Source organism: Microbacterium sp. nov. GSS16 (genome assembly GCF_028198145.1).
Classification (GTDB): domain Bacteria; phylum Actinomycetota; class Actinomycetes; order Actinomycetales; family Microbacteriaceae; genus Microbacterium.
Window position 1 is genome coordinate 2,812,016 of record NZ_CP116338.1, and the last position, 21,931, is coordinate 2,833,946.

Below are 21,931 nucleotides of genomic sequence, written 5' to 3' on the forward strand. Positions count from 1 at the left end.
CATGCTCTACCTCGACCACGCCGCCACATCCCCGGTGCGACCCGAGGTGCTCGAGGCGATGCAGCCCTATCTCACCGGCGCGTACGGCAACCCGTCGAGCCACCACTCGGTGGGTGAGGCGGCCGCGCGGGCGCTTGAGTGGGCGCGCGGGCGGGTCGCCGCGGCGCTGGGCAGACGAGCGAGCGAGGTCATCTTCACCTCCGGAGGCACCGAGGCGAACAATCTCGCTGTGAAAGGCGTCGTGCTCGGCTCGGCTCACGAGCCGCCCGCGCGACGACGACTGATCACCACCCCGATCGAGCACGCGTCGATCCTGCAGTCGGCCGAGTATCTGCGGCGGCTGCACGACGTCGAGGTGACGCTGCTGCCCGTCGACGCGCACGGAGTCGTGGCGGTCGACGATCTGCGGGCGGCGCTGGACAGGGGCGACACAGCCCTGGTGAGCGTCGGCCATGCGAACAACGAGATCGGCACCATGCAGGACGCCGCCGCGCTGATCTCTGCAGCGGGCGAGCACGACGTGCCCGTGCACCTCGACGCGGTGCAGACAGCCGGGTGGGTGGACCTGCGCGACCTCGGCGCTGACTGCATCTCGATCGCAGGCCACAAGCTCGGCGCCCCGAAGGGCGTCGGCGCCGTCGCCGTGCGCGCGCGTGTGCCCCTCGAGCCGCTGCTGCACGGCGGAGGTCAGGAGCGAGGGCGGCGCAGCGGAACAGAGAACGTCGCCGGCGCGGTCGCGCTGGCGGTTGCCCTCGACCTCGCCGAGGCCGAGCGGGCGCGCAGCACCGCGGCCGTGGCCGCGCAGACCACGGAGTTCATCGCCGCGGTTCGCTCTGCCGTGCCGCAGGCCGCGCTGACCGGCTGCGCACGACACCGCCTGCCGAATCTCGCGAGCTTCACGTTCGCCGGCACGAGCGGCGAAGCCGTGCTTCTCGAGCTCGAGCGTCGCGGTGTGGTCTCATCCAGCGGGTCGGCCTGCGCCGCAGGCAGTGACGAACCCTCCCCCGTTCTTCTGGCGATCGGCATCCCGGCGACCGTCGCCCAGACCTCTGTGCGCTTCACCTTCCCCCGCGCGCCCCTGCCGGCAGGTTCCGCCCGGCGTCTCGCACAGCTGGTCGCCGCCGCTGTCGCCGCGGTCTCATCCTGATCAGTTAGGCGAATCCGCGGACGACAGGTGACGAACGAGCCGGCAGTCATCGGGGCATCTGCCGAACCGTAGACTCAGCCTGTGAATCCGCTCGCGACGATCATCGTGCCCGGCCGCGATATCGCCACCTTCGCCCCGGCCGCCATCGCGTCTCTGCAGCGGCAGACCGAGAGCCGCTGGCGCGCGCTGCTGATCGACGACGGCTCGCACGACGACACCCCGGCCGTGTTCGCCGACGCGGCGGCTCGCGATCGGCGCTTCGAGGGGCTCCGCCACGACGAGGCGCGTGGTCTGGGGGCGGCGCGCAACATCGGCCTCGATCGCGTCGATACGCCCTTCGTCGGCTTCCTCGACGCCGACGATGAGCTGACTCCGCACGCAGTCGCGACCTGGCTGGCGACGCTCGACGAGTCAGGCAGCGATTTCGTGGCGGCCGCCTACGTGCGCTCCCGGCTCGTCGACGGCGCCTATCGCGCGGGCCGCGTGCAGCCGTGGGTCGCGGCAGCCACCGCCCCGCGAAGGCTGGGAGTGACGCTCGCCGAGCACCCCGATGCCTCGGCCAACATCGTCGCGTGGTCGAAGCTCAGCCGCTCCTCCCTCTGGGAGCGACTGCGCTTCCCCGAGAACGTCGCGTACGAGGATCAGGTCATCGCGCAGCGCATGTACACCGAGGCGCGCGCCTTCGACGTCATCCCCGACGTCGCCGTGCTCTGGCGCGTGCGTGCCGACGGCACCTCGATCACACAGGGCAAGGCGCAGCTGCCCGTGCTCCACGACTACCTCGCGGCTCTTCTCGGCGGCATCGACGTGCTCGTCGCGGCGCATCAGCCCGACGCTGTCCGCGCTCGCATCGCACTCATCCGCGCAATGGACCTCCCCTCGCTGCACGCGATAGCCGCCGAGCATCCAGACCCGGCCTATGCCGCCGCTCTCGACGCCTTCGAGACGACGCTCCGAGCCCTGCCCGAGTACGGCGACGCGATACCCGACCCGACGATGATGGAGGCGCTGGCATGGTGAACCTCGACGACCTCTTCTCTCTGAACGGCCTCACCGCGGTCGTCACCGGCGGATCGTCCGGCATCGGCCGGGCGATCGCGACGGCTCTCGCCGGCGCGGGCGCGTCGGTCGCGGTCGTGGCACGAGGCGGCGAGCGCATCGATGCGGCCGTGCGCGAGATATCCGAATCCGGAGGGCGCGCTGCCGGAGTCGTCGGCGACCTCAGCACCCGTGAGGGCATCCTCGCCGCCGCGGATGCTGCCGCGGAGCCCTTCGGCGAGCCGGACATCCTCGTGAACTCGGCGGGCATCAACCTGCGTGCCCCGATGAACGACATCGAGATGGACGTCTGGGATGCCACGATGACCGTCAATCTCGAGGCGCCCTTCCTGCTGAGTCGTCGCTACACCCCGGGCATGCTCGAGCGCGGCTTCGGCCGGCTGATCCACATCAGCTCCCAGCAGGCCCACCGCGCCTTCGTGACCAGCGGGGTCTATGGCGTCTCGAAGGGCGGGCTCGAGTCGCTCACCCGGTCTCAGGCCGAGGCGTGGTCGTCTCAGGGGGTCACGGCGAACACCCTGGTGCCCGGCTTCGTGCTCACTCCGCTGAACGCACGCTTGCAGGAAGACCAGGAGAAGGTGCAGCAGCTGGCCGCGCGCACCATGGTCGGCCGCAACGGTGTGCCGGACGACTTCGCGGGCATCGCAGTGTTCCTCGCCGGACGCTCGTCGGGATACATCACCGGGCAGTCGCTGTTCGTCGACGGCGGCCTCTCGGTGCACTGACCCGCATCAGCGACGGCTCTCAGCGCTGCCGTTCCTCGACGGCCCGCGCCGATGCCATCTGCTGCGCCGCGAGAGTGGAGTAGAGCCCGCCCGTTGCGAGCAGCTGGGCGTGCGTGCCCGACTCGACGATGCGACCGGCCTCGACCACGTGGATCATGTCCGCGTCGATGACGGTCGAGAGCCGGTGCGCGATCGACAGCGTGGTGCGGCCCCGCGCCGCGGTGTCCAGCGCTTCCTGCACGACCCGCTCCGACACGGTGTCGAGGGCCGAGGTCGCCTCGTCGAGCAGCAGCACAGGCGGGTCCTTCAGCAGCACCCGCGCGATGGCGATGCGCTGCTTCTCGCCACCTGACAGCCGGTACCCGCGCTCGCCGACGACCGTGTCGTAGCCCTGGTCGAACGATGTGATGACGTGGTGGATGTTCGCGGCACGGCACGCGCGCTCGAGCTCTTCATCGGTGGCATCCGGCTTCGCATACCGCAGGTTCTCGCGGATCGTCGCGTGGAACAGATAGGTCTCCTGCGAGACGATGCCGATCCGGTCGATGATCGACTCCTGCGTGAGCGACTTCACATCGGCGCCTGAGAACTCGACCGCGCCCCCGGACGCCTCGTACAGGCGCGGCGCGAGGTAGAGGATGGTGGTCTTGCCCGCTCCCGACGGCCCGACGAATGCGACGTGCGTCCCGGGCTCGGCGACGAAAGAGACGCCGTCGAGAGTCGGGCGCGCCTCGGGCGGGGCATCCGGATACCGGAACACGACGTCTCTGAACTCGATGCGACCGCGGGGCCCCGGAGCATCGGCGACGTCGATCGCGTCGGGGGCGTCCTGGATCTGCGGCACCATGTCGAGGTACTCGAAGATGCGCGCGAACAGAGCGGCCGAGGTCTGCAGATCCAGCGCCACGCGCATCAGGCCCATCAGCGGCATGAGCAGCCGCGCCTGCACCGTCGTGAACGCGACGATCGCGCCGGCGGTGATCTCGGGCGCGCCGCCGGTGAGGAAGAGCCCGGCAACCAGGTACACGATCGCCGGCACGCTGGCCATGATGACCTGCACGACGGCGAAGAAGCCCTGACCGCTCATCGCGCGGCGCACCTGCAGCCGCACCTGGTTGCGGTTCTCGGCCTGGTAGCGCACCGACTCGGTGCGCTGGCGGTTGAACGACTTCGACAGCAGGATGCCCGAGACGCTCAGCGTCTCCTGCGTGATGCTGCTCAGCTCCGACAGCGATTCCTGCGTCTCGCCCGCGATGCGCGCCCGCACCTGTCCCACTCGCCGCTGCACGAGCACCAGGATCGGCATGAGGACCACGGCGATGAGTGTCAGGCGCCAGTCGATGAGAAGCATCGCGACCAGCGAGGCGATCACCGTCACGGTGTTGCCGAGCACGCTGGTCACGGTGTTGGTGAGCACGCCTGACACACCGCCGACGTCGTTCTGAAGCCGCGACTGGATCACTCCGGTCTTGGTGCGGGTGAAGAAGCCGAGCTCCATGGCCTGCAGGTGCTCGAACAGCCGCACGCGCAGGTCGCCGGTCACCTCGTTGCCGACCGTTGAGGTGAGCCAGGTCTGGGTCACCCCCAGCACGGCCGACAGCAGGAACAGCCCGATCGTGATGCTCACCAGCATGGTGAGCAGCGGGATGCGCGGGCCGCCGCCATCGAGGGGGAACAGGGCGTGATCGAAGATGCGCTGCACCAGCAGCGGGGGGATCACGGCGATCCCGGCCCCCACGATCACCAGCAGCGCGGTGACCGCGAGACGCCCGCGGTAGGGGGTGAAGAGGGCGACGACCCGACGACCGAGACCGGGCACCGTGGGGGCGGCGGCGTTCATGCGCCGCTGCGCGGCCTCGTCGACCCCGCGGAAGACGGCGCCGCGTCCTCCCCCGACACCCATGCTCATCCCTTCAGGCTAGTCCGCAGAAGACGAGGGAATGCCTGTGCGCGCGCAGGGGTTAGGATGGACGGCTGATCTTCTCGACCGGCGTCGGCCGGCCGTGTCCTGCCCCCTCGTGGGGCTTTTCGCCGTTCGCACTCACCCTCGAGGAGACCGATGTCTGCTGTTCACACCGGGTCGACTCCCGTCGCGCGTCGATCCGCCGGCCTCATCCCCGCCAAGGACATGGCGGTGATCTGGGTGCTGCTCGCTGCCGCCTTCGTCGCCATCCTCAACGAGACGACCATGGGCATCGCGATCCCCCATCTGATCGCCGATCTCGGCATCACTCCCCTGGCGGCGCAATGGGTCACCAGCGCGTTCATGCTGACCATGGCTGTCGTGATCCCGATCACCGGCTTCCTGCTGCGTCGCTTCACGACGCGGCAGATGTTCCTCGGTGCGATCGCCCTGTTCTCGACAGGGACCCTGATCGCCGCGCTGGCGCCCGGATTCGCGGTGCTGCTGATCGCGCGCGTCGTGCAGGCATCCGGTACGGCCGTGATGATGCCGCTGCTGATGACGACGATCATGAACCTCGTGCCCGCGTCGTCGCGCGGCCGGATGATGGGCCGGGTGAGCATCGTCATGTCGCTCGCGCCGGCGATCGGACCCACGATGTCGGGGTTCCTGCTCGACCACTTCGGATGGCGGGCTATCTTCGTGGTCGTGCTGCCGATCGCCCTGGTCGCGATGTTCATCGGGTGGCGCTGGCTGACGAACGTCGGTGAGACGATGCGCGCCCCGATCGACCTGCTCTCGGTCGTGCTGTCGGCGTTCGGCTTCGGCGGGCTCGTGTTCGGGCTGAGCCAGATCGGCGGGCTCGGCAACGGTGCAAGCTGGGCGCCGATGGCGATCTCGCTCTCCGTCGGCGTGCTCGGGCTTGCGCTGTTCCTCTGGCGTCAGGTGCTGCTGCAGCGAGAGGATGACGCGCTGCTCGACCTGCGCGTGTTCGCCTCGCGGGACTTCTCGCTGTCGATGATCCAGATGTTCCTGCTCTCGCTCGCCTTCTTCGGCAGCATCACCGTCATCCCGCTGTTCCTGCAGGATGCCCTGCAGCTCACAGCACTCGAGGCCGGGCTCGTCGTGCTGCCCGGCGCGCTCATCATGGGCCTGCTGGGGCCGGTGATCGGGCGCATCTACGACAGCCACGGCACTCGCATCCTGCTCATCCCCGGGTCGATCCTCGCGGCCTCGATGCTGTGGCTGTTCACGACGGTGACGGTCGACAGCTCGATCTGGCTGGTCCTCGTCGCTCAGACGCTGCTCTCCGTCGGCCTCGCGCTGTCGTTCACCCCGCTCTTCACGGCGTCTCTCGCATCCCTCAAGCCGACGTTCTACTCGTACGGCAGCGCCGTGATCGGCACCGTGCAGCAGGTCGCCGGCGCAGCCGGGATCGCCGTGATGGTGGCGGTCTTCACGGCCGTCGTGAACACCGGAGGCGGCACCGAGGTGCCGGCTGCCGTGGCGGCGGGAACCCGGATGTCGGTGACGATCGGCGCCGTCATCGCGACCATCACGATCATCGGCGCATTCCTGATCCGCAAGCCCGAAGACGACGGCGAGGGCGCGCCCGCGCACAGTGCTCACTGACGCTCTTCCGCCGACGCCGGCACCGGAGTACCGTCCGCTCCATGGTCATCACCACCCCGGCGCCGGAGAGCGCCAGCGACGCCGTCGCACAGATGTACGAGGACGACCTCGCTGACGACGGCTTCGTGCATTCCTACACCGCAGCGATGGCGGTGAACCCCGAGGCGCACGATGCGTTCGTGGCGCTCGTTCGCACGGTGGTGCCCTCCATCGGCGTGCGGATCTACGAGGCCGCCACGCTCGGCGCCGCCAGAGCGATCGGGTCAGCGCACTGCCTGATCGCGCACGGACGCAAGAGCATGACGGCGGGCGTCGTCGACGAGGCGGGCCTGCGCGCCTTCGCCGCCGACGACGACTCGGCGTTCACCGAGGCTGAGCGGGCTGTGATCCGGTACGCCGAGCGTCTGTCGACGTCACCCCGGGACATGACGGACGCCGACGCCGAGTCGCTGCGCGCGCACGGCTTCACCGACAGGCAGATCGTCGACATCACGCTCGCCGCCGGGCTTCGCAATCACTTCAGCCGTTCGCTGATGGCCCTCGCCGTGCCACTCGATGACGACCCGCTGATCGCGCCCGAGCTCGCCGCCGCACTCCGTGATCGGGCCGAGCGCCGCTCGGCGTAGACGGTTCAGTCGGCGTCGGACGCCTCTGCCCGGGCACCCGCCCGGCGGCTCTCGTCTTCGTCGGCGCCCCGCGACACGGTGGCGGGCAGCGCGCAGTGCCCGTCGGCGCACACGCCGGCGGCGGCATCGGGGGCGATCAGCCGCAGTCCGGGAGGTGCTGAGAGGGTGTGCGACCGGATCTCGGGTGCCTGGTTCTGGGGTGCCTGGTTATCGGGCATCCCTCGATGGTACGCCCGCGCAGCGCGGCGGGCACGAGCGAGCGGGCGGCACCCCGCAAGCCTCTCGCCTGCGGAGGGAGCGGGCGTGTAGCGTCCGATGTCATGAACGACCCGCAGGCCGATGCCCAGCACGACGGGCGCGACGAGACAGCGTCTGAGCGCGCCGACCGAAACTGGGAGGAGCTGATGCAGGAGCTGCGCGTCATGCAGACGGGCACGCAGATCCTCACCGGCTTCCTGCTGGCGGTGGCGTTCCAGCCACTGTTCCGAGATCTGACCGACCTGCAGCGGATGCTCTATATCGTGTTGGTTCTGCTCGCCGCGGCCTCGAGCCTCCTCTCCCTCGCGCCCGTGGGCATGCACCGGGTGCTCTTCGCGAAGGGTCGCAAACCCGAGCTTGTACGGATGGCGCATCGCATCGTCAAAGCGAACGTGTTCGTCGGCGGCGCGCTGACCGTCGGCGTGACGGTGCTGATCATCGACTTCACCTTCGATCATGTGCTGGCGCTGATCGCCGGCGGGATCGGAGTGGTGGTCATCGTGCTCCTGTGGATCGGCCTGCCCCTGGTGCTGCATCGCAGGCGGTGACCTGCCGCCGCTGAGAGGCACGCAAGTCCTACGTGTGAAACCCCTCAGAGTCGTCGCCTGAGCTTGAACCTCCGCCACGGCTGCGGAATCGTGGCACGCACATCGCGCCGCACGGTGTGGTGTCCGCAACCGGAAGGAGAGCCGATGCTCACCCTGACCGAGAACGCAAACACGATCGCGGCGACCATCGTCGCCCAGCAGAGCACGACGCCGGATGCCGGACTCCGCATCCACTCGTCGGGCACCGAGACCGAACCGCGCTTCGCGGTGACGGTCGCCCCCACGCCCGAGCCGGGCGATTCGATCATCGGCGACGAGGACATCCGTGTGTTCCTCGAGAAGGCCGCCGCCGACGCCCTCGACGACAAGGTGCTCGACGCCTCGGTCGACGAGCAGGGTGCGGTGTCGTTCAGCCTGCTCCCGCAGCCGGCCTGAGTGCCGCATCAAGCGAGGGCCGTCACCCGATCGGGTGACGGCCCTCGCTGTGTGTCGGGGTCACGACGCGGGAGTGCGGTTCTCCGCGCTGACCATCCACGCGAACTGCTCGAGCTTCTCGATGATCGCGTGCAGGATGTCGGCCGAGGTGGGGTCCTCGTCGTCGACCTGGTCGTGCACGCGGCGCATGGTTGCCACCGTCGCCTCGAGCCGAACCGTGATCAGGTCGATCGTCTCTGTCGTCGACACCTCTCCCATCGGGAACTCCGGCAGAGTGGTCGCCTTGGCGACGGTCGCGCTGCGCCCGTCCGGGGCGGCGTGCAGCGCGCGCATCCGCTCGGCCACCGTGTCGCCGAACCCACGGGCCGCCTCGATGATCTCGTCGAGCTGCAGGTGGGTGTCGCGGAAATTACGGCCGACCACGTTCCAGTGCGCCTGCTTGCCCTGCACGGACAGCTCGATGAGGTCGACCAGCACGGCCTGCAGATCGCGCACCAGCTCGGGTGAAGCCTGGAACCCCTTCTCGGCGTTCTCGAGCGGCGTGGTCTCGGCGGCATCCTTCGTCTTCGCCGAGTCCTTCGTCTTGGTGCCGGCGTTCTTCGACTTCTGGGTCGCGGTGCTCTTGGCTGCCATGAATACCACCTCTGTCTTCTGCGCGGCGCCGGGGCGTCGCGCGGTCGGTTGTGTGTTCGGCCCGACGCTAACACCCGACGTCGGACGCGCTGAGGGGGTTGATTTCGTCGCGCGACTCATCCCCCGGTCGTCATGCCTCCGTCCGCATGCTGACTGCCGTAGCGTGGTCGGATGCTTCGACGCCTGATCGCGCGGGTCTTCTGGCTCTGCAGCCGCTGGACTCTTCGCTCAAGCCCTGCGCCAGCCACGCCGACCGTGCTGATCGGCGCTCCGCACACCTCAAACTGGGATTTCGTGCTCATGCTCGCGATCGCCTGGCGGTTGGGGATCGATGTGCGCTGGCTGGGCAAGAAGAGTCTCTTCCGCGGCTGGCGCGGTCCGCTCATGCGCGCGCTCGGCGGCATCCCGGTCGATCGCGACGATCCGGGACGGGTCGTCGCCGACGTGGTCGAGATGGCGCGACGTGGCGAGGTGTTCGGCCTCGTCGTCACTCCCGACGGCACTCGCCGTGGCCACACGCATTGGAAATCGGGCTTCTACCGGATCGCCCGCGAGACGGGGATGCCCGTGACCCTCGGGTACGTCGACCGCACCACCATGACATCGGGCCTCGGACCGACCATGGATCTCACCGGCGACATCCCGGCGGATATGGACCGCATCCGGGCGTTCTACGCAGACAAGGCGGGGCTGCGCCCCGAGCACCGTGTCGAGCCGCGCCTGCGCGAAGAGGGATGATGGACGGATGGCCGATCTCGATGTGACGTACGCCCCCATCTCGACCGACGACGCCGGAGAGGTGCTGACCCTGCAGCGGGCTGCATTCGTGTCGGAAGCCCAGATCTACGGCAGCGCCGACATGCCGCCTCTGACGCAGACTCTCGACGCGGTGAGGGCCGAGCTCGCCGATTGCTACGGCTGGACGGCTCGCGTCGACGGCAGGCTCGTCGGCGCGCTGCGCGGACGCATCGACGGAGACCTGCTGCTGATCGGCAGGATCGCCATCGCTCCCGACATGCAGGGCGAGGGCATCGGCCGGGGGCTGCTGGATGTGGCCGAGCGCGAGAGTCGCGCCGCGCAGGCGGAGCTGTTCACCGGCAGCCTGAGCGAAGCGAACATCCGCCTCTACGAATCCTGCGGCTACCGCATCAGCGAGCGGGTGCCGCAGGATGACGGCACCGAGCAGATCTTCATGCGGAAGGATCTGCACGGCTGACCACGGTCGGTCGGCATCAGTCCCAGTCGAGGTACTCCTCGATCACGACGGCGGTCTCGATCGGGTGCGTCGCGACGAAGTAGTGGTCGGCCCCGGGGATGCGGGTGATGGTTGCGCGCTCAGGTGCGGTCGCCTGCAGCGCTTCGGCGTTCGCGGGCGGGGTGACGTCGTCGTTCTCGGCCTGGATGATGAGCACCGGGATGCCGGGCGCGAGGGGGATCTGCTCGTCTTCGACGCCGAGCATCAGCAGACCGTTGACCCGCTCGGGGTGCTCGACGGCGAAGGTGCGCGCGATGGTGCTGCCGCGTCCGTGACCGCCGATCCAGGTGTCTTCGATGCCGAGGTCTTCGATCACGGCAGCCGCGTCCGCCGCTCGGTCGGCGGCGGTGATGCCCTCGGCGGTCGCGCGCGAGCCGATGCGGACGACACGGAATCCGGCCTCTTCGGCGAGGTAGTGCGAGATGACCCCGAGGCCGTCAGCCTCGAGGCTGCGGTCGGTGACCAGCACGAGCGTGACAGGGCCTTCGCCCTCGTCAACGAAGGGGACGGCGCGGCCTTCGGGCTCGAAGGTGCTGGGCTGGGTCACGATGTGTGCTCGCTTCCGGTCGGTCGATGGCGCGTCGTTGGCCTCCCCCAGCGTACCGGGAGGTGATCACCGGCGAGCAGTCACCAGCGCCGCTTCGCCATTCTGAGCGCGTCGCGCAGGCCGTCCACCGCACGGCTCATGATCGCCGAGCCGGTGTCCTGGAACGAGCCCATCCCGCCGCGCCACCACAGCATCAGCGCCTCTCGCGCGTTCTGGCGCAGCGCCCGCGCATCGGCGATGTTCGCGAAGCGTCGCTCCATCACGTCCGCGACGTCGAAACGCTGCGGATCCTCGTCCGCGAGACTCGCCGCCCGCAGCGTCCTGATGGCTTCATGCACGTCTCGCAACCGCGTAGCCCACCTCGGCTCCGGCATCCGCTCCCCCGATCCGTCGACGTCGTCTCCGCAGAAGACCATACCGTCACGATCGCGCGCCCAAGCCTGCCGGGCATCGGGCACCATGGGTGCATGCCCCTTGCCACGCCGCCTGCGACTCCCTTCCCGCTCTTTGAGGAGTGGTTCGCCGAGGCGCGCAGCGCCGAAGCATCCGACCGTCCGTTCTCAGCCACGGCGATGACGCTCTCCACCGTCGCCAAGGTCGGGGATCATTGGCGGCCGCGTTCTCGCATCGTGCTGCTGAAGGACTGGGACGAGCGGGGCTTCGTGTTCTTCACCCACATCGACTCCGATAAGGGTCGCGAGCTCGCCGCGCATCCCCAGGCATCGCTGGTGTTCCACTGGCCCGAACTCGAGCGGCAGATCCGGGTCGAGGGGGTGGCGGCCCCGGTCACCCGCTCCGAGGTCGAGGCGTATCACGCCACCCGTCCGCGCGGGTCGCAGCTGGGCGCGTGGGCGTCGCGTCAGAGCAGGCCGATCGCCGACCGAGCGGAACTGGAGGCCGCGGTCGCCCAGGCCGAAGCGCGCTTCGCGGATGCCGAGGTGCCGGCGCCCCCGCACTGGGGAGGCTTTCGGATAGCGCCCGAGCGGATCGAGTTCTGGCAGGGTCGACGGTCGCGCCTGCACGACCGTCTCGTCTACCGTCGCGGCGAGTCCGGCTGGACGACGGAGCTGCTGGCCCCGTGAGCGCTTCCCGAGCTGACGCGGTCGGGCTCCCGGCCGACTGGTCGCCCTGGCGTGCGCCGTCGCCACTCGACGGCAGACGTCCCGGCCCCGCCGATCTCGCGCGCGCGTCGGCCGCTGGTCTCGGCCGCGACGACGTGCTGCCCTACCCGACCGACGAGGAGTCCGCGGGCCGCGTGCGCCTGCTGATGGTCGGCATCAACCCCAGTCCGTGGACGGTCGCCGTGAACGCGCCCTTCGCGCGTCCGGGGAATCGGTTCTGGCCGTCGCTGGCCACGGCCGGCCTCACCGACGAGGTGGTCGACGCCTCGCGCGGCCTGTCGCCGGAAGACGAGCGGATCCTGGCCGCGCGCGGCATCGGCATGACGAACCTCGTCGCACGCCCCACGGCGCGCGCCGACGAACTCGCGTCGCACGAGCTGCGCGCCGGCGGCCGCCGTCTGCTCGAGCGGGTGCGCCTGCTGCGGCCTCGCCTGGTCGCCGTCGTCGGCGTCACCGCGTTCCGCACCGCGTTCGCGGTGCCGCGAGCGCGCATGGGCGCGCAGGAGTCGGATGCGCTCAGCGGATGGCCGGAGGAGATCCCGCTGTGGGTGGTGCCCAACCCGAGCGGGCTGAACGCGCACGAGACGGTCGAGAGCCTCGCGGAATGGTGGCGGAGGGTGTGGGCGGCGGGCGGGCCGTCATCCGCGCCGTAGCGAGACGGCCGCTCTGCGCGACATCACCGCGGCTGCCCGTTCGCGATGCGACGCGATCTTGTCGGGATCCATCTGGTCGAGCAGCCGGGCGATCATCCGCGACCGGGGATTCTGCGCGAAGACATCTCGGTGATCGTCGACGAAGGTCCAGTACAGGTCATCCCAGTCACCCTCCCATTCGCCGTGCGGCAGGTCCGACATCTTGCGCAGGTAGTTGCTGCCCGACACGTACGGCTTCGTGGTGATGGCCTCGCCGGCGGCGAACTGACTCATCGCGTAGACGTTGGGCACCATCACCCAGTCGTACGCGTCGATGAACATCTCCATGAACCAGCGGTAGACGTCGTCGGGGTGCACACGCAGCAGACTCATCGCGTTGCCCAGCACCATCAATCGCTCGATGTGGTGCGCATAGCCCGTGCGCAGCACACGTGAGATGACGAGATCGACGGGAGCCAGGCCGGTGCGGGCATCCCACCACCCTTCGCCGAGCCGATTCGAATGCGCGAGCACGTTCGAGGTGCGCAGCTCGGTGCCCCGAACCCGATACGTGGCGCGCATGTACTCGCGCCAGCCGATCACCTGTCGCACGAAACCCTCGATCGAGGCGAGGGGCGTGTGCGAGCCCATTCCGTCGAGCACCGCCCGCACCACCTGGCGAGGATCGAGCAGCCCGATGTTCAGTGCGGCCGAGATCAGGCTGTGGTCGATGAAGGGGTGAGTGGCCGAGATGGCGTCTTCGTACGGACCGAAGTCAGCCAGACGGTCGGCGACGAACTCGGCGAGGTGCGCCCGCGCCTCCTCCGGTGTCGTCGGCCAGGTGAACAGCTCGGGGTCGCCGGGAGCATCCGGGAACTCCGCACGCACCCAGGCGATCGCGGCGACGACGTCCGGATCGCGGTCGGTGTCGCGGCTCTCATCGCCGAGCTCGTCGAGATCGAGCATCCCGTCCCCTTCGTGCAGAGCCGTCACGGCGCCGAAGCGTCCGGGGATGGGCGGTGTGTATCCGCGCGGCAGCTTCTTGCGGTTCTCGGCGTCGTACGACCACGCTCCCCCGGCGGGTCGCCCCTCGTCGTCGACGAGGATGCCGAGTCGCCGCCGCTGCCAGATGTAGAACTCCTGCATGCGCGCGCCGTGCCGACCGAACCAGTCATCGATGTCAGCACGAGTGGTGAGGAAGTTGGGCGTCTCGAGCTCGTCATCCTGGTGGGTCTCGTACCCGCCGTCGCGGAGCGCCGAATGGATGTCGCGCTCGAGCCACTCATCGACCGGATCGAACCAGGTCACGCTCGACGGGGCGCGCCGGGCGACGAGTGCGGCCAGCTGCGCCCGGCTGCTCTGCTCGGCTGAGCTGCGCAGCACCTCGGTTTCGAAGCCGTTGTCGCGCAGCCGCCGTGCGAAGGCATCCATCGACGCGCGATGCAGCACGAGCTTGTGGGAATGGAAGGCGTACTGGCGCAGCAGCAGGTCGTGCTCGATGAGCACCATCACGGTGCTGTCACCGGCGTCGAGATGCTCGGTGAAGAGCTGGTGCGGGAAGACGAGCCGCAGCGCAGCGCCCGTCACAGCGACGCCTCGTCGCACTCCCACAGCCCGCTCATCATGCGGCCAGCGTAGACGCAGTCAGTCGCGGGAGTGGTGCGCGGAGTGATCCGCGACATCGGGTTCGGCTCGCAGGGCGTCGGCGATCTCCTCCTCCGGCCGCGGCGCGATGCTCTCATCGGCCTCGATCTCGGGAACGGTCGGCTCGTGTCGGTCGTCTCCGAGGGGAGAATCGTAGATCGGTTCGGACATCGTCTCTCCTTCAGTCGGCACCGGCGGGGTGCGCCTGCGCGGCACGGTAGTGCAGCATCGTGAAACCGTTCTCGAAGACGCGACTCTCGATCAGACGCAGATCCAGACGCGCATCCTCGGGCAACGCCCGCAGTCCGCCACCGAGAATCACCGGGACGACGAAGAAGCGGAAGTCCTGAACGAGGCCCGCGCGGATGGCCGGCGCGGCCGTCGTCGGCCCGAAGATCTCCACCTCCCCCAACGCATGCTGCGTGATACGGCGGATCTCGTCGAGCGTGAGCTGCGTGACGAGCCTGTGGTTCTCGCGCGTGATGTCGTCTGAGTTCAGCGACGATGACGCCGCGACGACGTCGAGTCCCTGCCACAGCCTCGCGAACGCACGTTCGTCGTCGCCCCAGTTCTCCTCCTCGGGCTCCGCCTCCCAGTAGTGCATCAGGTCGTACGTGCGCCGCCCGAGGATCTCGGTGGAGATCGCGGCCATCCGCTCGACGTGGAAACGGAACACCTGTTCGCTCGGCGCACCGAATTGGAAGTCGCCGTCGGGGCCGGCCGCGTACCCGTCGATCGAGATGGTCGCGGTGTAGCTCAGAGTTCCCATAGCCCATGCTCGCGCCGTGCGGTCGGATACGCAATCACCGTCGGTGCATCCGTCGAAGCTCTGCACTGCCCCACGACCGGGTCACGACTGCTCGCGCGCGAGAGCCGGCTCACGAGAAGAGCTGACGCAGCGCGTCCAGGTCTCCGGCGTCGACGACCTTCTGCACGGCGTCGATGGTCGTCTGGTTCGAGTACATGGGTCTCAACGTGCCGTTCCAGATGCGACGCACGGTGCCGAGGTCGCCGGCGTCCGCTGCTCTGCCTGCCACCTCGATCGCCTGCTGGTACGGAATCTGCAAGAATCCGGCGGGCGCGTCGTGCGGGCTGTAGTAGTCCACCCAGGGGGTGTCTGGGTTCGGTGTGAGCCAGAGCACCTGGCCCGGATGGATGTCCCGCCTGTGATTCATCGAGCCGAGGTTCGGGTAGGCACAGAGCCGTTCCGCGACCACGGCCTCGACGTCGCCGGGGGCGACGGTGTAGGTCACGGGAGTGCCGTTCTCGTCGACGCCCACCTCCCCCTGCGCGAACTCTCGCGCACCTCGATCGCGGAGAGTCCCCTGACGCTGCAGGTATAGCCCGTCGGTGTGGCTGATCACCTCAGAGAGGCGGGAACAGGAGTCCGCCTCCGGCGATTCCGTCGAGCTCGGCGTCGGCGTCGGCGTCAGCGCCGGTTCTGCGGCGGGCTTAGGAACCGCTGTCGGGGTCGGAGACGGTTCTGCCGCTCGAGTCGGTGCGGTGGTGGTGCACGCGGCGAGCACGGTCACGGTCAGCCCGAGTGCGGCGACGGCGACGGCGAGCCTGGCTGTGATCATGACGCCATGTTCGCAGAACGTCGGTGCGCCCTCCATCAGGTCACGCAGCGATCGAGCGTCTGCCTCGAGCCCGGCGACAATGGCTTCATGACAGAGCACACACGCAGGCGGCTGAACTTCCTCATGCTCGGCCACTCGCCCGATGGTGCGACCTGTTGGCCGCATCCAGCGACGATCACCGTGCACCCTCGCGGCGAGACGACCCTGATCAACTTCTCGATGGGTCCGCACATCGCGAATGTCGGCGGACAGGTGCCGATCACGCGCGTGATCCACGACGGCGAGCTGAACGAGAACTTCGCCGAGGAATTCGACGCCTGCGAGGCACGATGGCTCGTGCCGCACCTGGCCCGACTTGCCGCGGGTGAGAACCTCACCGAAGACGACCTCACCCTGGCATATGAGGCACGGTTCGGTCGCCGCCCGAAGACGGAGACATCGACCGACATCACGTTCTGAGCGGAATGGAGCGGCTGTCAGATGTACAAGCGGAAGTTCACCACATCACGTTAGGGGTAGGCATTTCACCGGCTGACTCGTGCCGCTCACTGCTTCGCGCTGAGGCGGGACACGATCGCGCGTGCGACCTCATCCGCCGTTCGTGCTGTCGAATCTAACTCCAAGACCTCATCTGACCACACCGCGTAATCGGCACGACGCCGCTGAACGTCCGCCCACGTCGGCTCGCCGACATGGGCGAGACCACGATCCCTGTTGCGAAGCCGCTGCACGTGCGTTCTTGCGTCCGTGATCACGAGGTGCACGAAGTCGAGCCGCGCGCCCGTCCGCGATGCCGCAGTCCGCCAGGTCTGCCGAGCCTCTTCACTATCGTTCACCGCATCGACCACGACGCTGCGACCGAGTTGCAGATTCAATTCCGCCATCGCGCGAGTCGCCTCGTACGCGGCTACGCCGACCTGCCAGCTCACGGGCAGTCCGCAAGAGAGCATCGACTCCTCCACCGCGTCGATGGACAGGTGAATGGAGCCCCCGAGTGCAGCAGCGATCTCAGCGACACTGGTCTTCCCGACCCCCGGAAGACCAGAGATCACGACAAGATGACCACTCACGCGATCCGCAATCCGGCATTGTCTGTGATCGTCGGCAATCTTCACCTCCGGGCCGTGGCTGCAGTCCAGCCTACGGTGATGCGTTTCGTCTCGCGGAGACCCGCACTGAGCGAGCGAAGCGAGACGAAGTGTCGCTCGACGACCGGGTTGGCTCAGACGTTGAAGCCGAACTCCACCGGGTTACGTCACCGTCAGCGGTGTGCACGGTGGCGGTCGAACGCGGAAAGATGGAGAGCATGTGCGCCACCAATCTGTGGGCGATCAACGCCGCAGCCTTCACTTCGGAATTCCAGCGATTCACCGAGGACAAGCTGGGCGTGCCTCCCGTGCGGACCACCATGCGCATAGCCTCTGGTCGAGTGCGGGGCTCGTCGGCGGTATTCACACTGACCCGCCGGATGTGCGACTGCGACAGTCTCATCGGGCGTCGCAACGACCCACCGGTGCAAGAGGAGATCGACGCCGACGCGTGGCTCGGGTGGTTGCGCGAGATGCCGGACCACGTCACGAACGTCTCGCGCATCGCAGTACTCCGCGCGTGGAGCCCTGAGGACGACGATGTCGTGCCCTCCCACGCTCGAGGTGTCCGAGTGGGAGACCTCACCGAGGACGTGCTCCGCGACATCCGCGACGACAGTCTGCTGACTATCGACTACCCGCGGATGGCCTGAGCCCAGGCCACTTCCAAGCGCCGTTCAGCTTTTGAAGGGGGACTCCACCACGTCTTGGACAGAACGCACGTCTGAGACCATCAGTCTTGTGCAGACTTGACCGCGCGTGAAGGATCGTGGGTGTCTTGATGACGATGCCAGCCAAACTGGTTTCGCTGGGCGTGACTATCCTTCCCGCCCGGATGGTCACGAATGGCACGCGGCAGTTGTGTCGTGAACTCCTCCCAGCCCAGTCCCGCCTGCTGCACGCTCACGCGGCCCACTCCTTGTTCGCCTTCCGCAGGTCGACCTCGGGTTGAGTGAGGTCCCGTCGACGTACTCGGCGAAGCGGTCGGCGATGAATCGAGCAAAGTCGTCGGTGATGTGCTTCTCGTGATCGGTGAGAGTCAGCATGATCCTCTTCACCGGGTCATCTGCCGGTCCGATGCCCTCGACGTCGGGAAAGCTCAGTCCAAAGCGATCGTTGGACACCCAGCCGTCCTGGTCCTGGGTCCAGGCGATCCCGCTGGACAACTCCGCGGCCTCCCGCTCGGTCATCGGCCAGTTCGCGTCCACCCAGAACTGCAGCATGTCGAGCGCTTCATCGACCGGAATCGACTGCCAGATGGACCGCACAGTCAATGAGGTAGCTCGTCGAGGCCGTTCAGCTCAAGCGTTTTCTGAGTGGCATCGACAACCTGTTGGGCGGACCAGTCGTCGGGCAGGGTCAGCAGGGTGCCGGTCTCTACTCGCTCTGCCTGAACCCCGTCGGCGACGTGATCGATTCTGCCGACGGCGTCAGCGAGCCAGAGCCGATACCCGGGAGTGATCTTCCAGTTTCCGCGGCGCGCCAGACGCTGCATTTCAATCGTTCCGAGCCGAACCATCAGGGGATCCCACCCCTCGACCGCTGAACTGACGACGGCATCGGTGAAGGCCCGCGGGATATGTTCACCGTCGACCGCGGTGACCTCGATGTCAGCGCGTTGAGCCGGGATGCGTCCCCCCGTGTGATCCTGACCCGCGCTGACGTGCGCGACTGCCATCGCCTCACTGGTGAAGCCTCGCACCCAGAACGCGTAACCGTCCCAATCACCCCGCCGCGCCAGCCCTTCGGTCGACTTCATCTGGGAGACCAGTTCCGCTTGTTCCGCCTGGTCCTTGGGCCACGGCGCGCGTTCGGTCCCCAGGGTCCACAACGAGATATCGGTACGTTCTCGCATTCCGTGCATGAACAGATCGACCTGGCGGGCGATCTCCTCGGGGGTTTCCTGCGGCCGCGCCCAGACGACGCGGGCGCTGACCTCTCCGACCGGCGCGGTGGTGGTCATGTTCATCTGCTCAGACCTTCAGTGTTGAACGACACCGACTTCGGACGACTTCGTCACCTACGCGTCATCGGGATGGTGAGGCTCTCGACCGGCAGGGGGTTCTGCCCCGCATCGAGGGAAGAGATCTCCTCGTCGGTGTAGGTCCGGCCTGAGTGCATCACTTCCGGCTCACACCATGCGGTGTAGCTGAGTTGCTCGGGGGCCGAGGTTCCGTACACATCGCGCAACGCGACGACACAGCTGTGCGCGAGCTGGTCGAACCGTGCTGTGATCGCCGGAAGGTCGAGGCGAAACGTCCAGTTCGGCTGGGCATCGAAGCAAAGCGTCCAACCTGATTCTGCGAGCAGCTGCTCACCGTTGTCGTCGGCATGGTGAGCGAGTTGTTGATTGCTGTTACTGGTGCACTCCGCTGCGACTGCGTCGTCGTCGGCAGCGAACTGCACATAGGCATGAGTCGCTCCGTCTTGGACGACGAGGAATCCTCGATCCGGAAGTTCACGAATGGCACGCGCCAGTTGTGTCGTGAACTCCTCCCAGCCCAGTCCCACCTGCTGCACGCTCACGCGGCCCACTCCTTGTTCGCCTTCCGCAGGTCGACCTCGGGTTGAGTGAGGTACAGCGCCTCCACAACTTTCGATCGGACGATCATGACACCACCCCGCGACTCCAGATCGAAGTAGGCGCGATCAACCTCGCCGCGACGCAATGCGCCTTTGCCCCAACGCTTTTCGGCCCCGTCGACGTACTCGGCGAAGCGGTCGGCGATGAATCGAGCAAAGTCGTCGGTGATGTGCTTCTCGTGATCGGTGAGGGTCAGCATGATCCTCTTCACGGGGTCATCTGCCGGTCCGATGCCCTCGACGTCGGGAAAGCTCAGTCCAAAGCGATCGTTGGACACCCAGCCGTCCTGGTCCTGGGTCCAGGCGATCCCGCTGGACAACTCCGCGGCCTCCCGCTCGGTCATCGGCCAGTTCGCGTCCACCCAGAACTGCAGCATGTCTAGCGCTTCATCGACCGGAATCGACTGCCAGATGCTCATCATTTTCCTTCCGTCGCAGTCGGCAGGTCCAACCTGTCCGGATCGAGTCGGAGCTTGGTGACCCCGATGGAGCCGTCCGGTTTTGCCGGGACGACATCGTCTCGCACTTCATCATCACACGTCACGATCGAGCGAACGTTCGGTCCCTCGTGGCATCCTTGCCCGGCGTGGCGAGTACTTGTCGCATGGCCGCTGCGTCCGACCCAGAAGTTCCTCGTGTGGATCACCCTGTTCCAGATCGGCAGCGCGGTCAGCCGAACCTTCCGCTAGCGCGCAGCCGCGGCGAATTGCCTGCGGGTCGCACATGAATCTGGCGCCCGGAGCTCCCTGTGGGAAATGCAGGCACTCGAACCAGACGTTGAGGCGGAACGCGACTAGACGTTGAAGCGGAACTCCACCACGTTCGATAGCCGAATAACCTTTGACGTAGATTGACTCCATGAGTGCTGAGCCTCGCCGGGCCGCCGTCTACCTGCGGATCTCTCAGGATCGCGAGAACCGTCGCCTGGGTGTGGACCGCCACGGGTAGGACGCCGAGGCGCTCATCAAGCGCTATAGGATGGACTCCAGCAGGGGTCTACGAGGACAACGACATCTCCGGCAGTGGAGTTCTCCGATGGCGCCATCGCCCCCGCCCTGCTGGGCGAGGACCTGTCCGTGGGGCCCTACACGACCGCGGCGGGCACGCGCATGCCGGCCGCGCGGTGGGCAATCGCGGCGGCGCCCGCCGTTACCAGCGGCGGCCAGAACGGCCCGGACGGCTTCCGGGTCACCGGGCGGCGCCCACCCCCGCCACCACGAGGTCGATGAGCCGGCGGAGCACAACATCGACGTCCTGGCCGTCGATGCGCCCCTGCCGGGAGCGGTTGAGCTCGGCCAGCACCCCGGCGACGATGAGCCGGGCGCCGGTTGTCGCAGCCGCACCGGGCTCCTCGCCGGCAGTGCCTGTCACACCGTCCCGCGCCGCTCCGATCGCACCGGAAGCGTCGGCCCGGCCGTCCTGCAGGCGCGCGGCGATCTGCTCTTCTAGGCGATCGACGTGGTCGAGGACCCGCCGGCGATGCGGCATGTCCGCACCGAAGAGGATCTCGCGGGCGACCCACGTCGCAAGCTCGGACCACCGCCGCATCGCGGTGACGAGCGGCGAGATCAGCTCCGCGATCCGGTCCGCGGTCTCCCCGCCCGCCGTCGCGACGCCGGGCGCGACGAACGCAGAGAGCGAAGGGGTGGTCGTCCCGCGCTCGTGGGCTCCCCAGAGCGCATCGACGACCATCATGAGCAGCTCGACCTTCGTCGCCGCGTACTGGAAGACAGTGCCCTCGGCCACATCCGCCGCGCGCGCGACCTCGCTCATCGAGGTCCGCTCGAAACCGCGCTCCTCGAAGAGCGCGCGCGCCGCGGCGAGGATGCGGGCGCTCTTCTCCGCCTTCGCCCGCTCGCGCCTGCCCAGCGTCGCCGAGGGCGCCAGCTCCGTGTCATCCCGAGTTTCCATGCGGCAATTGTAGTCGACTCAATTCTGAGTACACTCAATATCGCGCCGGGTGATCGGCATCCGGCGCGCGACGGGAAGAGCACCCGCAGCCGCCGCTGGATCTGGACGCTCCCGGTCCCGTACTGGCGGATCTCGTCGGTGGCCGCGGCCACGTAGCCGGCCCAGCTGCGCGTCCAGTCGCGCAGCACCGACGCGTCGGGGTGGGCGGCCAGGAGCGCCTCGCGCTTCGCGATGTCCGGGGCGAGTTCGGCGAGGAGGTCCTCGATCTCGTCGAGCGCCTGGACGGCGCGGCTGGGATCGTTGACCGCGGGCGAGAGCGCCTTGAGCGCGATGTCGACCATGGCGCGGATCGCGCCGAAGTGCCCGCTGACGGGCGAGAGCGCGTCGCCGAACGCCAGCGCCGATTCGAGCGCGCGGCACTGGGCCCGGCCCACCGGCGCCGAGGTCCGCAAGAGGATCCCGCCGCTCGGCGCGGGAGTGCCCAGGCTGGGCACGAGCTCGATGCGCATGCCCCACGGGTCCTCGCAGTCGAGCAGGCGCGGGATGTTGACGGCGAGCACCCCCCCGGGGCGCGGCGGCGCCGGCGCACCGAGCGGCCGCCGGC

29 protein-coding genes are annotated in these 21,931 nt (G+C 68.3%); 13 read left to right on the forward strand and 16 right to left on the reverse strand.

Translation table 11 applies throughout. From position 1 onward, the window contains the following. Nucleotide 1 precedes the first annotated feature (1 nt). From PGB26_RS13355 to PGB26_RS13365, 3 genes are all read left to right on the forward strand, one after another. Nucleotides 2-1,147, forward strand: coding sequence for a cysteine desulfurase family protein (locus PGB26_RS13355; protein WP_271639686.1), 1,146 nt, complete (start codon nucleotides 2-4; stop codon nucleotides 1,145-1,147). Between the two features lie 81 nt (nucleotides 1,148-1,228). Then, on the forward strand, nucleotides 1,229-2,167 hold the full coding sequence (locus PGB26_RS13360; protein WP_271638153.1) for a glycosyltransferase family 2 protein: 939 nt from the start codon (nucleotides 1,229-1,231) through the stop codon (nucleotides 2,165-2,167). Continuing rightward, nucleotides 2,161-2,931: an SDR family NAD(P)-dependent oxidoreductase gene (locus PGB26_RS13365; protein WP_271638154.1), complete on the forward strand. Its 771-nt coding sequence runs from the start codon at nucleotides 2,161-2,163 to the stop codon at nucleotides 2,929-2,931. Before PGB26_RS13360 ends, PGB26_RS13365 begins: the two co-directional genes overlap by 7 nt. Nucleotides 2,932-2,950: 19 nt before the next feature. Here PGB26_RS13365 and PGB26_RS13370 read toward each other — a convergent pair whose 3' ends face one another. Continuing rightward, complete coding sequence (locus tag PGB26_RS13370) at nucleotides 2,951-4,840, reverse strand: ABC transporter ATP-binding protein (RefSeq protein WP_271638156.1); 1,890 nt, start codon at nucleotides 4,838-4,840, stop codon at nucleotides 2,951-2,953. Between the two features lie 150 nt (nucleotides 4,841-4,990). Between PGB26_RS13370 and PGB26_RS13375 the strand changes: the two genes are divergently transcribed. Both PGB26_RS13375 and PGB26_RS13380 read left to right on the forward strand, forming a co-directional pair. Then, nucleotides 4,991-6,466, forward strand: a complete 1,476-nt coding sequence (locus tag PGB26_RS13375) for an MDR family MFS transporter (protein ID WP_271638158.1) — start codon at nucleotides 4,991-4,993, stop codon at nucleotides 6,464-6,466. 41 nt (nucleotides 6,467-6,507) lie between these two features. Further along, nucleotides 6,508-7,092, forward strand: coding sequence for a carboxymuconolactone decarboxylase family protein (locus PGB26_RS13380; protein ID WP_271638160.1), 585 nt, complete (start codon nucleotides 6,508-6,510; stop codon nucleotides 7,090-7,092). Between the two features lie 5 nt (nucleotides 7,093-7,097). On the opposite strand, the gene PGB26_RS13385 is transcribed toward PGB26_RS13380, so the two are convergent. Next, nucleotides 7,098-7,310: a hypothetical protein gene (locus PGB26_RS13385; RefSeq protein ID WP_271638162.1), complete on the reverse strand. Its 213-nt coding sequence runs from the start codon at nucleotides 7,308-7,310 to the stop codon at nucleotides 7,098-7,100. 102 nt (nucleotides 7,311-7,412) lie between these two features. On the opposite strand from PGB26_RS13385, the gene PGB26_RS13390 reads away from it, so the two are divergent. Then, the gene (locus PGB26_RS13390; RefSeq protein WP_271638163.1) at nucleotides 7,413-7,898 is read left to right on the forward strand and encodes a DUF6328 family protein; all 486 of its coding nucleotides are present in this window, start codon (nucleotides 7,413-7,415) and stop codon (nucleotides 7,896-7,898) included. A 144-nt stretch (nucleotides 7,899-8,042) separates the two neighbouring features. Beyond that, a complete protein-coding gene (locus PGB26_RS13395) occupies nucleotides 8,043-8,333 on the forward strand; it encodes a Fe-S cluster assembly protein HesB (protein WP_204975995.1) in 291 nt (96 codons plus the stop codon). A 60-nt stretch (nucleotides 8,334-8,393) separates the two neighbouring features. Here the strand turns inward: PGB26_RS13395 and PGB26_RS13400 are convergent, their stop codons facing one another. Further along, nucleotides 8,394-8,966, reverse strand: coding sequence for a Dps family protein (locus tag PGB26_RS13400; protein WP_271638164.1), 573 nt, complete (start codon nucleotides 8,964-8,966; stop codon nucleotides 8,394-8,396). A gap of 171 nt (nucleotides 8,967-9,137) precedes the next feature. Here PGB26_RS13400 and PGB26_RS13405 point away from each other — a divergent pair, with 171 nt between their 5' ends. Together PGB26_RS13405 and PGB26_RS13410 are read left to right on the forward strand one after the other, a co-directional pair. Further along, nucleotides 9,138-9,704 carry a 1-acyl-sn-glycerol-3-phosphate acyltransferase gene (locus PGB26_RS13405; protein ID WP_271638165.1) on the forward strand — a complete coding sequence of 189 codons (567 nt, stop codon included), beginning with the start codon at nucleotides 9,138-9,140 and terminating at the stop codon, nucleotides 9,702-9,704. 7 nt (nucleotides 9,705-9,711) lie between these two features. Then, entirely contained in the window at nucleotides 9,712-10,182 is a 471-nt protein-coding gene (locus PGB26_RS13410) for a GNAT family N-acetyltransferase (RefSeq protein WP_271638167.1), read from the forward strand. Nucleotides 10,183-10,198: 16 nt separating this feature from the next. On the opposite strand, the gene PGB26_RS13415 is transcribed toward PGB26_RS13410, so the two are convergent. Then, nucleotides 10,199-10,768, reverse strand: a complete 570-nt coding sequence (locus PGB26_RS13415; RefSeq protein ID WP_271638169.1) for an alpha/beta fold hydrolase — start codon at nucleotides 10,766-10,768, stop codon at nucleotides 10,199-10,201. A gap of 80 nt (nucleotides 10,769-10,848) precedes the next feature. After that, the gene (locus PGB26_RS13420; RefSeq protein WP_271638170.1) at nucleotides 10,849-11,106 is read right to left on the reverse strand and encodes a hypothetical protein; all 258 of its coding nucleotides are present in this window, start codon (nucleotides 11,104-11,106) and stop codon (nucleotides 10,849-10,851) included. 129 nt (nucleotides 11,107-11,235) lie between these two features. On the opposite strand from PGB26_RS13420, the gene pdxH reads away from it, so the two are divergent. After that, nucleotides 11,236-11,850, forward strand: coding sequence for a pyridoxamine 5'-phosphate oxidase (pdxH, locus tag PGB26_RS13425; protein ID WP_271638172.1), 615 nt, complete (start codon nucleotides 11,236-11,238; stop codon nucleotides 11,848-11,850). Continuing rightward, nucleotides 11,847-12,542, forward strand: a complete 696-nt coding sequence (locus PGB26_RS13430; RefSeq protein ID WP_333909427.1) for a mismatch-specific DNA-glycosylase — start codon at nucleotides 11,847-11,849, stop codon at nucleotides 12,540-12,542. Before pdxH ends, PGB26_RS13430 begins: the two co-directional genes overlap by 4 nt. Here PGB26_RS13430 and PGB26_RS13435 read toward each other — a convergent pair. The 4 genes from PGB26_RS13435 to PGB26_RS13450 form a co-directional block, all read right to left on the reverse strand. After that, entirely contained in the window at nucleotides 12,528-14,132 is a 1,605-nt protein-coding gene (locus PGB26_RS13435) for a cryptochrome/photolyase family protein (protein ID WP_271638173.1), read from the reverse strand. The genes PGB26_RS13430 and PGB26_RS13435 overlap by 15 nt on opposite strands. A 33-nt stretch (nucleotides 14,133-14,165) precedes the next feature. Further along, the gene (locus tag PGB26_RS13440) at nucleotides 14,166-14,336 is read right to left on the reverse strand and encodes a hypothetical protein (protein ID WP_271638175.1); all 171 of its coding nucleotides are present in this window, start codon (nucleotides 14,334-14,336) and stop codon (nucleotides 14,166-14,168) included. Nucleotides 14,337-14,346: 10 nt separating this feature from the next. Continuing rightward, nucleotides 14,347-14,934: a dihydrofolate reductase family protein gene (locus PGB26_RS13445; RefSeq protein ID WP_271638176.1), complete on the reverse strand. Its 588-nt coding sequence runs from the start codon at nucleotides 14,932-14,934 to the stop codon at nucleotides 14,347-14,349. Nucleotides 14,935-15,043: 109 nt separating this feature from the next. Beyond that, nucleotides 15,044-15,745 (reverse strand): hypothetical protein, encoded by a 702-nt coding sequence (locus PGB26_RS13450; RefSeq protein ID WP_271638178.1) that lies wholly within the window; start codon nucleotides 15,743-15,745, stop codon nucleotides 15,044-15,046. Nucleotides 15,746-15,832: 87 nt separating this feature from the next. Between PGB26_RS13450 and PGB26_RS13455 the strand changes: the two genes are divergently transcribed. After that, nucleotides 15,833-16,204 carry a hypothetical protein gene (locus tag PGB26_RS13455; RefSeq protein WP_271638179.1) on the forward strand — a complete coding sequence of 124 codons (372 nt, stop codon included), beginning with the start codon at nucleotides 15,833-15,835 and terminating at the stop codon, nucleotides 16,202-16,204. A gap of 86 nt (nucleotides 16,205-16,290) precedes the next feature. Here PGB26_RS13455 and PGB26_RS13460 read toward each other — a convergent pair whose 3' ends face one another. Next, the gene (locus tag PGB26_RS13460) at nucleotides 16,291-16,860 is read right to left on the reverse strand and encodes an AAA family ATPase (RefSeq protein WP_271638181.1); all 570 of its coding nucleotides are present in this window, start codon (nucleotides 16,858-16,860) and stop codon (nucleotides 16,291-16,293) included. A gap of 83 nt (nucleotides 16,861-16,943) precedes the next feature. Between PGB26_RS13460 and PGB26_RS13465 the strand changes: the two genes are divergently transcribed. Continuing rightward, nucleotides 16,944-17,486, forward strand: a complete 543-nt coding sequence (locus tag PGB26_RS13465) for a hypothetical protein (protein WP_271638182.1) — start codon at nucleotides 16,944-16,946, stop codon at nucleotides 17,484-17,486. 186 nt (nucleotides 17,487-17,672) lie between these two features. Here PGB26_RS13465 and PGB26_RS13470 read toward each other — a convergent pair whose 3' ends face one another. From PGB26_RS13470 to PGB26_RS13495, 6 genes are all read right to left on the reverse strand, one after another. Then, nucleotides 17,673-18,056: a DUF6301 family protein gene (locus PGB26_RS13470; RefSeq protein ID WP_271638183.1), complete on the reverse strand. Its 384-nt coding sequence runs from the start codon at nucleotides 18,054-18,056 to the stop codon at nucleotides 17,673-17,675. Between the two features lie 47 nt (nucleotides 18,057-18,103). Next, a complete protein-coding gene (locus PGB26_RS13475; RefSeq protein ID WP_271638185.1) occupies nucleotides 18,104-18,796 on the reverse strand; it encodes a hypothetical protein in 693 nt (230 codons plus the stop codon). Nucleotides 18,797-18,849: 53 nt separating this feature from the next. After that, nucleotides 18,850-19,359 carry a TY-Chap domain-containing protein gene (locus PGB26_RS13480; RefSeq protein WP_271638186.1) on the reverse strand — a complete coding sequence of 170 codons (510 nt, stop codon included), beginning with the start codon at nucleotides 19,357-19,359 and terminating at the stop codon, nucleotides 18,850-18,852. After that, nucleotides 19,356-19,835, reverse strand: a complete 480-nt coding sequence (locus PGB26_RS13485) for a DUF6301 family protein (protein ID WP_271638187.1) — start codon at nucleotides 19,833-19,835, stop codon at nucleotides 19,356-19,358. The genes PGB26_RS13480 and PGB26_RS13485 overlap by 4 nt, the downstream gene beginning before the upstream one ends. Before the next feature lie 769 nt (nucleotides 19,836-20,604). Beyond that, nucleotides 20,605-21,303 carry a TetR/AcrR family transcriptional regulator gene (locus tag PGB26_RS13490; RefSeq protein ID WP_271639688.1) on the reverse strand — a complete coding sequence of 233 codons (699 nt, stop codon included), beginning with the start codon at nucleotides 21,301-21,303 and terminating at the stop codon, nucleotides 20,605-20,607. Continuing rightward, nucleotides 21,186-21,887 carry a DUF2254 family protein gene (locus tag PGB26_RS13495; RefSeq protein ID WP_271638188.1) on the reverse strand — a complete coding sequence of 234 codons (702 nt, stop codon included), beginning with the start codon at nucleotides 21,885-21,887 and terminating at the stop codon, nucleotides 21,186-21,188. Before PGB26_RS13495 ends, PGB26_RS13490 begins: the two co-directional genes overlap by 118 nt. Nucleotides 21,888-21,931: the final 44 nt, after the last annotated feature.